Annotated in this window: 8 protein-coding genes; all 8 read left to right on the top strand. The window is 62.0% G+C overall.

Features of this window, described 5'->3' with window-relative positions:
• Nucleotides 1-105: 105 nt before the first annotated feature.
• The 8 genes from HALXA_RS20870 to HALXA_RS20835 all read left to right on the top strand — a co-directional run bounded on the left by HALXA_RS20870 (nt 106) and on the right by HALXA_RS20835 (nt 10,664).
• The gene (locus HALXA_RS20870; RefSeq protein WP_013876083.1) at nt 106-765 is read left to right on the top strand and encodes a hypothetical protein; all 660 of its coding nucleotides are present in this window, start codon (nt 106-108) and stop codon (nt 763-765) included.
• A gap of 13 nt (nt 766-778) precedes the next feature.
• Nucleotides 779-4,126, top strand: coding sequence for a hypothetical protein (locus HALXA_RS20865; protein ID WP_013876082.1), 3,348 nt, complete (start codon nt 779-781; stop codon nt 4,124-4,126).
• A 10-nt stretch (nt 4,127-4,136) separates the two neighbouring features.
• A complete protein-coding gene (locus HALXA_RS20860; RefSeq protein ID WP_013876081.1) occupies nt 4,137-5,705 on the top strand; it encodes a S8 family peptidase in 1,569 nt (522 codons plus the stop codon).
• A 2-nt stretch (nt 5,706-5,707) separates the two neighbouring features.
• A complete protein-coding gene (locus HALXA_RS20855) occupies nt 5,708-6,526 on the top strand; it encodes a hypothetical protein (RefSeq protein ID WP_013876080.1) in 819 nt (272 codons plus the stop codon).
• A gap of 13 nt (nt 6,527-6,539) precedes the next feature.
• The gene (locus HALXA_RS20850; RefSeq protein ID WP_013876079.1) at nt 6,540-7,604 is read left to right on the top strand and encodes a hypothetical protein; all 1,065 of its coding nucleotides are present in this window, start codon (nt 6,540-6,542) and stop codon (nt 7,602-7,604) included.
• A 4-nt stretch (nt 7,605-7,608) separates the two neighbouring features.
• Entirely contained in the window at nt 7,609-8,367 is a 759-nt protein-coding gene (locus HALXA_RS20845; protein WP_013876078.1) for a hypothetical protein, read from the top strand.
• Nucleotides 8,368-8,438: 71 nt separating this feature from the next.
• A complete protein-coding gene (locus HALXA_RS20840; RefSeq protein WP_013876077.1) occupies nt 8,439-9,482 on the top strand; it encodes a hypothetical protein in 1,044 nt (347 codons plus the stop codon).
• Nucleotides 9,483-9,641: 159 nt separating this feature from the next.
• Complete coding sequence (locus HALXA_RS20835) at nt 9,642-10,664, top strand: hypothetical protein (protein ID WP_013876076.1); 1,023 nt, start codon at nt 9,642-9,644, stop codon at nt 10,662-10,664.
• Nucleotides 10,665-10,744 lie beyond the last annotated feature (80 nt).

Here is a 10,744-nt window from a genome sequence, read left to right as displayed (position 1 = left end):
GAAGGCCCTAACCGCTAGCTGATTGACGACGCTACGTTATGGCAACGCCCGAACGGGCGACCGCTTGGCGGCTGTAATGACTAGCGACGCTTTTCCGCACCCACCATGTCTACGACAGACCCACGTGCCGACGAGTCGACAGACCGTCCGTCGCTCGAGCGCGCCCAGTACGCCCGCCGTGACTGGTGGGGCGAGGACGACGCCGACGACGAACCAACCCCTGACGAGACGGATGCAATTGGCCGCGATCCGAACGGTAACACCGTCACCGAGCAGAAAATCGAATCACTCGCCCACCTGTGGTTGAAACAAACCTCCGAAGATCCATTCTTGGACCCGGTTGCACTGTGTGAGCCACCCGAGGACGGGATGCACGATCGCGAAGGTATCCGCGCCGATCTGACCGACCCCGAGGTCTACCCACCGACGGCCGACGGGCCGCACGTCCCGCAGAAGATCATGGAGCGCAAGGCGCCGTCCTCGAAACGCTGGCGCTACAGCGAGGAGTATGGACATCTGACCTACGGCGGGATTATCCCCGACCGGCCGAAAGCGGACCTGCTCGAGCTGGTCGGATACGTCACGGCGAACATTGCGGCGGTCGACGTGCCACCACGGAATCAGCGGTTGATTCTCGAGGGTGCCGAGACGCTGAAACGACGCGACGAGTTACATGACGTCCAGATCATGCGCCGCGTCGCGGAGTGGATCTTCCTTCCGAAGCAACTACACGACGATGCCGATCGAGACTTCCGACGGTACTGAGGCCTGATTCTGCATGACAGACAAATCCAACTCGAGAGCGACGCATAGCCGCTGGTCCCGACTGACCAGCGCGATTCCGACACGCCAACTCCTCGCGATCGGCTTGGCCGTCCTCATGGTCACGTCGATCATGGCCGGGCCAGCGGCCGCTGCGCTCGGCAGCTCGTCGTCGACGGCGGGCCAGACGGATGCCCAACCCACGCTGACCGACACGCAACTGTCACTCCAAACGGCCGAGGAGAACGTCTCATACGACGACGACTTCGAGGATGGTGATTATACCGGCTGGGTCTCCGACGAAGACGGGCCGCGGATCGACACCGACAGTTTCTACGGCAACTACTCGATCAACCTGACGACGGACGACTTCAGTGGGAGTGGGTACCGAACGTTGTCATGGGAGGATGGCCCCACGTTCGACACGCACGATAATTTCGAGATCTCGGGAACGGTCAAGGTAAACGACGGGACGAACGGCGACTACCGATTCGGGATTGAAAACCCTGAGGTCGAAGACGAACACGGAGCCGTTCTGGTCTACGACGGCGAACACGATTTCTTCTACCTTGACGATCGGAGCGGCAGCACACCGGACGACGCCTCACAAGCGGGATACGAGACGACAGATCACGGAGCCGGAAAGTGGGTCAATTGGCGACTCCAGTTCGACGGCGGCGTCGCGAGCGCGAAGGTCTGGGACGCCGGCACATCCCAGCCTGATGACTGGCAGATCCAAAACGAGTTCCCCCAATTCGAGGGGAAGTTCATGATGACCCCTGGGTCGGGCAGTGAGAACCGTGAGATGTGGCTCGACCAGATCGACGCTGGTGGCAACGCGATCAGCGGGCAGGTCGTCGACCAGTCGGGAGAACCCGTCTCGAACGCGACCGTCGGCGGGATGGGGGTCAACTACGAGTCGATCAACGATTCAATCGACGATAAACAAGCCGAAGCCGAGGAACTGCTGTCTGAGGCCCAAGACATCGAGGTCCCCGACGAGTGGCAGTCCTTTAAGGACACTTACGGCACCGATGGCATGCTCGACTCGGAGTCGTTCACATCGAATGTGAGCGGCGTCTATCCGCTGGTCCACCAGAGTAACGACTGGGGCGAAGGCAGTACGGACTATCTCCAAGAGGAGGTTGACGATCCGCGTATCAGCCTCGAGTCGGACCGCGAGGTCGTGATCTCGTTGTGGGATCTTACCGAGCAGAACGCTGTCGTGCCGGAGGGGCCGGTCGACGGTTCGCAGCCGGGTAAGGTCACTGAGGGAACGGTCGTGCTCGAGCAGTATGGCCCCGGACAGGGCGTCGTCGACACAGAGACGATCGAGACCCAACACGAGTACACCGTTTCTCGCCCCGGCCCGCTGCCGGACGGCGAGTTCCACGCGATCAAGCGCGACCTTTCGCCGGGGATCTACCGCGTCTACCCCGAAGGCTCGCCGGAGAAAGGCTACCCGTTCGAAGTTGGTGGCGCCGAAGACCAGTGGTCGGCCCTCGAGACGGAACTGCGAAACGAGGCCGGTGAGCTGACCGACCGCGCGAAGCAACTCCAACAGAACGTCGAGACGGGGCTGTTCGAGAGGCGGACGACGACGACTAACGAGACGGGCCACTTCACGCTCCGGATGCAGCATGGGGTTCAGAAGGCGACTATTCAGGCGTACCGCGCAGACGGGACGCTTCTCACCTCTATGACGGGGCCGTCGTTCTCCGACCTCCGCGATCTGGCCGACGGCGACTATAATGGCACGTTCCACGTTGGACCGCCTGTTACCCACGACGTCCCCCAAGAGGATGTTACACTCGAGACGTTCAGATCGGACGAACTGCCCTATCAGGGCATTAACTCTTTGAATCAGTTCAGGGACTGGATTCAGAATCAGCAACTCAACGAGACGATCGACGACCTCCAAAGCGAGTACGACCAGCGATTCGACGAGATGGAACGGTCGGCGCTCGAGCGCGTCTACGACCAGCATCGGACGCTCGTCGAGACGGTTCCGGGCGCGGAGGATCGGTACCTCGAGCGATCCGACTACGATTCGATCCAAGATGCTGACGACCTCTCGAATGACGAACTCCCGACCGAGACCAACCACATGCAGGTTGCGCTCGCGGGGATCGGCGAGGTCGAGACGCCCGAACTCGGAGAGAACCCGATCGAGATCGGCGACGGCGGACTCAACGCCGAGTATCCGATTCCGAGCGGCATTGACCAAGACACGCTGCAACCGGAGATTCACTGGACCAACGGATCGTCGACGGTCATCGATGACCAGTACTGGTCGATCGATTCCGGCGGGATGACCGGACAGGATACGCTCGTCATCGAGGACTACCCGATCGATAGCGACGACCCGGCAGCCTTCGACCTCCGCATTATGGGGGCGGGCGAGGACGGCCTCCTCGATGACAGACTGTCAGCGACCAACCCGTCGTTCAGCGGGACGATTCCCGACGTGAGCGCGATCGACGTGACCACCATGTCGCCCGGTCCGAGCGAACGCGTCTCGATGACGTTCCGGCCGTCAGACGAGTCGAACTTCGGCGGCGTCGAATCGGTTGAGGTCATCGGCCCGGACGGCCAGCAGGTCGCGACGGACGTCTCGAGCGACGAGGCGAGTTTCAAGACCGACGGCGAAGGCAAGCACTTCGTTCGCGCGACCGTGACCGATTCGACGGGCGGCCAGTTCGTGCATTCGTTCTCGCTGCGCGCGCTCGATCAGGGACGGTCCGATCCGCCAACGATCCGCGCCGAAACCGCAACCGGCGATCAAATCTTCGCGGTCGTCGGCGAGGGACTTGAGGACGGCCGCATCCAGCGGACCGACGCCAACAGCCTCGATGTTGACGCAGTCGTGCCGGGCGGCGAGATCCCCGGAAGCGTCCACGTCAAGCCACAGGCAGCGATGGACTCGCCCGAGACGAACCTCGACGTGCGCGTGCTTGAGGGCGCCGACGAGGCGACCGTCTCGAGCAACATCGAGACCGTGATTCACCTCGACTCGCTGTCGACTGATGCACGAGTCTGGCGCGGTGAGCCGTCGTGGATCGGCCAGCCCCTCGGATGGGATGGCGGCACCCGCTACGGCGAAGTGATGGAGCGTGGCGGCGAGGACAGCGACAAGGTCGTGATCCGGACCTACACGACCGGCGACGGCTCGGCACAGATCACGATCGACGCTCGCGACGGCTTCGCCGGCATGTGGGACAGCGCCCGCCACGGTGTCGCGTCGACGATTCCACGCCCGTCGCTGCCCTTCGGGCTCGGGATGGCCGCGCCCGCGGGCGGCGTGACAGTGGGCGGCGTGCTCGGGACTGTTGTTATCGCACGTCGCCGCCGCGGCGCTGCTTGAGGTGAGATCAATGTATAGGAGAGACCTTCTACGCAAGTCGGGAGCAACGGCAGTCGCAATCACGTCGCCGGCCTTCATCGGACCACTGTCCGGTCCAATCGGCTCGAGCGAGACGTTGACGGCGTTCGCAGCCGCACGCAACGCGGGGATCAAAACCTACGGCGACGACAACCCGTCGTTCCTGATCCCCTACGAACCTGCGGAGGACGGTGAGGAGAGCCAACAGCGCAAGTCGATCCGCGAATACGTCACGTCCAACGACGGTCGGATTCTCCGAGACCTTGAGTCGGTCGGTATGCTGGCTGTCTCGGTCCCATGGGACGCGGTCGGCCGCCAATCGCGGTTCGGTCTCAAGTACTGGTCGGGTGGCTTTGATAAGCTCGATTACGTCGAGTACGCCGACGCGAACGCCGTGCTCTCGCGGCCGGAGACGGTCAACGAATTCGCGACATCCTCGGAGGTGTCCCACGACCTCAACCTCCGCGAGTCAGCGAGCATGGCAATCAGCGGAACCAGCAGCCCGAACCTCGATGGGCTTGCGTTCGACGGCGACGCGCCAGAGGCGACGCTGACCGAAGCGCGCGACCTCGTGCGCGCGAGTGATACGTTTCTCTCGGGGATCGACACCTCAGGGACGATCGCCGAGTCGATCGACACTGGGGCGAACGACGAGTCGGTCTTCGAGGACTCGAGCGGAACACTCCGGTTTCTCGATCCGTCGACGGGCTACGCGAAAGACGGCGACCCGACGGTCGGCGCGGACGGCCCGTCAGCCGTCGCAGACGGTGACGGCCATGGCTCGTGGGTCACAGGCTGTATCGCCGGGTCGAACGGCTTCGGACAATCGGCCGATATCCTGGTCGCGAAGTCCCTCGGTGACGGCGGCAGCGGCGAGGTCAAGGATATCGCGGCCGGTATCGAACTGGCCGTCGCCGAAAGCGCTGACGTCGTCTGCCTTTCACTCGGGAGTCCGCAGTGGTCCCAATCGCTCGCAGACGCGCTCGAGGAGGCGTGGAACGCGGGCGTCTTCCCGGTCGTGGCGGTCGGCAACGACCGCTACGCGACGACGTTCGTCGCTTCCCCGGCCAGCGACGATAATGCGTTCGGCGTCAACGCGACGAACGTCCCCGAAAGCGGCGATCGCGACGACGCCAAGATCGCCTACTTCGGGAACGTCGGCCCGCACCCGGGCAACTTCGACCTCTCGGATGGGGAGTCCCGAGATGCGACGCCGAAACTGGCAGCGCCGGGCATGAACGTCCGCGTCGAACCGTTTGGCGTCAAATCGGGGACCTCGATGGCCGCGCCGATGGTCGCTGGCGGGGCGCTCGTACTGGCCGCGGAAGGCTATGACAACGAGGAGATTTGGGACCGGCTGACCGCCTGTGCGTACCCGATCCCGAACGCAGGCGTTACCGAGACCGAGTACGGCCTGCTCGACGTTGAGGCGGCCGTCAACGGCCACGAGTATGAGGACAGCCAAGAAGACGTTCGCAACGAGGCGGCAATCGCCCGCGACGAGTTCAACCGCGGCTACGCGGAGGTTCGTGGCCGCACCCTTGGTGGCCTCTTTTCGTAACCATGCTACCCGACGAACTGACCCGCCGTGACGTCCTCCGAGCGGGGACTGCCGCACCCGCGTTTTTCGGCCCGTTTGACTCGAGCGACGAATCCGAGTCGAACCACCTCGAGTACGACGGTTCGGTCCCACAGTTCCCCGACCACATCGTCGATCCGCGCGACGACCTCACGGAGCTCGAGAACTACCAGCCGCGACTCGTCACGCAGAACCAGCAGGCCCGCGAGGACATGACGGGGATGTACGGCTGGTCGGCCGACAGCGAGAACCACGACGTGACGGCCCACTACTACTGGGTCCGGTCGAACACGCAGCGATCGATCTTTTCGTACTTCGGCATCGACGCGGGTCCAGAGGAGCACCACCTCGATCACGAGCCCGTCATAGTTTTCGAGGCTCCAGATGGGTCTGTAGAAAAGGTCGTCCATTCGGGCGGCCACCACATGGCCGCGGAGATCGACGGCGAGTGGGGGCATCTTATCGAGGACCGCGTCGCCGATCGGCGGACGCATGTCGTGCTCGAGCAGATGCGTCCGCACAATCACTTCGTAGAGGCGCCGGACGGCGAAGACGGCGGCTACGTCCAGGGCTACGCGGAGTTCGGTAGTTGGCTCGACAAGCGTGACCCGTGGTTCAGCTACGGCCGCTACGCGAAGACCAGCGACGTGGCGGTCGTCGATCCGTTCGCGTTCTACCCGGCCGACGGCCGCCAGCACTGGTGGCGTGCGGACACGAACGACGCGTGGTTCGCGAGGAACATCTACGTTCCGTTGACCACGGCGGCGGACGAGCGGGGCAACCTGCGGTATCAAGACAGCTAATTTCGGTGACAGCATGACAGGACACTCACTCACACGACGAGAGGCATTACTCGGTATCGGCGCTGCCGGCGCGGCGGCAGTCGGTGGGATCGCAGTCACCCAACGGGTTGCCGCCACGGATTCAGGCGAACCGGAACTCACGATCAACGGCACGATCCCGTCGGGGACGTCGATCGATGCGATGGTCGACGAGTACGATACTTCGGATTCGTCGACGCCGATCAACAGCCAGACCGTCACCGCTGACAACAGCGGGACGCTAGTCTACGATGGTCTCGAGGGTACAGGTGACTATTATTATGAGTTCACGCTGGATTTTTCCGCCGACGGCGACTCGACGCCGGAACTCGAGACACCGCTGGTATTCGAAGTCCCGCCGCCGGACCCAGAGGACTTCGAGTTCGTCAATTACACGACGAAAAAAGAGTGGTCAGCAAAACCAGACGACGCCAAAATCGTCTGGGACGAGTACCGGCTTCGGCAGTTCCAACCGCTGCTCAAGATGGACGACGCGACGCGACAGGCGTTCGACGGCCTCTATGGCTACGTCGCCACGTCCGAGGACCAAGACACTGACGTCCTCTGTTATTGGAGTAAGGTCAGCAGCGGCGAATCACTGCCGGTTGGCGATAACGCACTCGGGAGTGCGATCGGCGACCACGACCCGATCTACGTGTTCGTCAACAGCGAGACCGACGAACTCGAGCGCATCGTCTACAGCGGCTACAACCTCGAAGCCGCAGAGATCCAACCAAGCGAGGACGACCTCGAGCAACGCCGCACGGACACGCCGACTCACGCGACGTTTACGGTCGTTTCGGGGTGGAACCACTACCGACATACACCCGACGCGACCGGCCACTTTGCTGAGTTGAAATCGTGGGGCGAAGTTCGGGAAACGTGGCAGTCGAATAACTTCGGGCCGGATACGACAGCCGTTGAGAACCCGTGGCAGCTCGCGACCGCGAGCGATTGGCGGGACAACGACGGCGTGTTCTCGCTGACCGACATCTGGCTAAATTTGGGTCAGCAGATCGGGTGGTACGGCGCGGACAACATCGACGAACTACGAGAGTGATACCATGAGTTACGAAACAAGCGGCACCCTTGAGACGAATCGCTCGAGTCCGACGAACGAAACGATCGACATCTCCGACTGGTCGACCGTCACACTTGGAAGTAATCTCGTCAACGATAACGGAATTATCCGATTAGCGGAGGTTGCCACAGAACCGACTTCCGTTATCGACCAGTTCGAATGGAGTGGCTCGGTATCTGACCGATACAGCGGCTCAACTGGCGAATTTGGAATCGACTCGACAACACCAGTTTATCAGGGGGACAACAGCCTCAAAGCCGACGGGACGACCAACAATACGAGTATCGTCTCAACCAGTGGCGACGGCCTTCAAAACTACCCCTCGCGCGGTGACTGGATACAAGGGTATGTCTATGCCCCCTCGAGCGGGGCAGCGCCTGGTATCTTGTTCTTCGGCGAATCTGGAACGACGTGGAACAGCGATTACACCGGTTATGGACTCACAATTAACGTCAATACCGGCTCGTTCAGACTAGTCAAAACGGATGGTAGTTCCTTCACCGATCTGGACACTGGCGGGTCACCGACGAGCGGGCAGTGGTATCTGGTAGATATCTACTCGAACAGCACTGATATTGAAGTCGATATCACTGATCTGTCTGACGATTCTGTGCTCACACTCTCCGCGACGGACAGTACATACACCGGGACGAACTTCGGGTACAAAAAGCGCGCCGATGGTGTGTACGACGATTTCCGTCTGGCTGCTGATTACGGCATGCCGGGTGATTCGGGAAACTGACGTCGTGGAGTCTGACCAAGCACACGGTCGACTCCGGCCTCTCCGATCCAGACGGCTTCTCGCTCATCGACATGACCGCAAGCGGGACACAGGACATGATCGTCGGCAACGGCACCGGCGGCGACGTCTGGTGGTACGAGCAAGGCGGCGACCCCGATACATGGACCCAGCACACCGTCGGCACTGGATTTGACGAAGTCGAAGGCACCGGCGTCGGCGATATCGACGGCGACGGGAACTACGAGATTGGCATCTGCGACCAGAAAGTCGGCGAGCTGCACCTCGCTGTTCCGGATTCCGACGACCCGACAGGCTCGTGGTCGACTGTCATGCTCGACGATACCGCCGAGTACACACAGACAGTCCGGTTCTTCGATATCGACGGCGATGGCGATCCAGAACTCGTCTACACGGTCCAAGGGTCGCCAAGCAGTGATACGGGCAATTACGGCGTCCGGTTCCAAGACTTCGAGGGCGGCGATCCACTCGATGCAGCGAATTGGTCGCAGTACGAGATCGCCCAACTCGGCGGCGCGTTCTGGCTGCCCTACAGGATGGCCGACATGTCGGGTGACGGCAACGCGACCGACCTCGTCGTCTCATGTCGGGCCGCCCACTCACACTACGAGGGCGGAATCCACGTCCTCGAGAATCCCGGCGACCCGACGAACACGTGGACGACGCGAAGCTACGATACAGGGACCCAGCACCTGATTTGTTCGTTCGCAGACTTCACTGGCGACGGCACCACGACGGATCTGGTCTCGCACGAGTCGCCCAACTCCGCAAGCGGCCGCGTCTGGATCTCGGAGTATGACGGTACCGACTACACGGTGAGCCAGTTCCAGGGCTCGAGTGACGCGTACAACAACGCGTTCGCGCACAACTGGTCTGAGTCGGCCGTTTCGGATCTGTTCCTGTTCAACGACACGGCCGGCGACCAGGAACTCTGGATCCACGACGGCAGCGACTGGGTCCTCGAAGATTCGTCCTCAAGCGCGAAGGCCCAAGATGACGTGTATGCACACGACTTCAACGGCGACGGGACGGATGACCTCGCAACCGTCGGCGTCAACAGCGGCGACGTGTTCTGGCTCGAGGTCAACCAATCCTAACAGAGTGATCCATCCATGATCCATCCACAACCCTTCGAAACCGGAGGCGTTCCGCCGCCGCCAACCGTCCCGCCGCCGAAACCACCACCCGATACCCCTACCCGGGAGGACTCGAGGTACCGTCCGCCAACCAACCACTTCATTCACAACACAATTCCAATGACAACGAACCTCAAGCGAGTCGCAACGCTGTTCATGGTCGCCATGCTGGCCCTTTCGGCCGTCGGCATGGCGTTTACCGGCGGTGTCGCTGCTGAAACAACCACGCTGGCCGGCGACGGTTCTGATTCCGCTACCGGCTTCGAAGCAAACGCATCGGATCACCTCGAGTACGATCTCTCGAGTGACGGCACCGATTTCAGCACCGATAACACGAGTACTGCCCTGCTGAACATCACGTACGACGGTGAGCAGTACTACGAGACGTCCGCCGACGTGGACGGCACGAACTCGAGCTACACGTTCAACGTCAGCCACTCGGAACTCGAGAAGCTCCCCGGCGACGCGGGCGCAAACACGACCATCACGGTCAACGCGTGGGGCGAGGACGCTGACGGCAACGAGACGACCTCGATGGACACGTTCAACGTGGACCTCGAGTTCGCGAGCACGTACGCCGTCACCAACGTCGACGATGACAGCGCCACGATCGAAGACGTCGAAGCGAGTTCGTGGAACACGTTCTCGTTCGGACTTCTCGGCGACGAGGAGCCGAACGACCTGCACACCTACGAGCAGACGGTCGGCATCAACGGCTCCGATACGACTGTCACCGTCTACGACGACACTGAAAACGGCTCGAGCGTCTTCGAAGACGCGATGGGCGACGACCTCGAGTCCGGCGACGTCATCACCGGCGCTGCGGTCGCCGCTGACGGCACGCCGATCCTCGCGTTCTACGAGGAGGCTGACACGGACGTCGTCTCGGACGGCGACACCTACGCTGTCTACAACGGCGACGGTTCGTGGACTATCCACACCGGCGACGCCCAAGACGGCAACTCGGAGATGGACGTCTTCATCGAATCCGAGTCCTACACGGCCGCAAGTCAGGACTTCGACAAGTCCGACATGGGCTCGATCTTCCTTGAGTCCGCTGACATGGGCGTGATGGACGCGTTCTCGGCGTTCGGCACCGACGCGTTCACCTCGTTCTCGTTCGGCGACCTGCTGCCGTTCTAACGCGGTAGCACACCACCCTTTCATCTGTTCGCGGTTGCAGTCGACCCGCACTGGCGGTCTATCATGGCGATAGTCTCGGT

Source organism: Halopiger xanaduensis SH-6 (genome assembly GCF_000217715.1).
GTDB classification, from domain to species: Archaea; Halobacteriota; Halobacteria; order Halobacteriales; family Natrialbaceae; genus Halopiger; species Halopiger xanaduensis.
The sequence above is the reverse complement of the archived record's forward strand: the minus strand, read 5'-3'. Positions and strand labels throughout refer to the sequence as shown.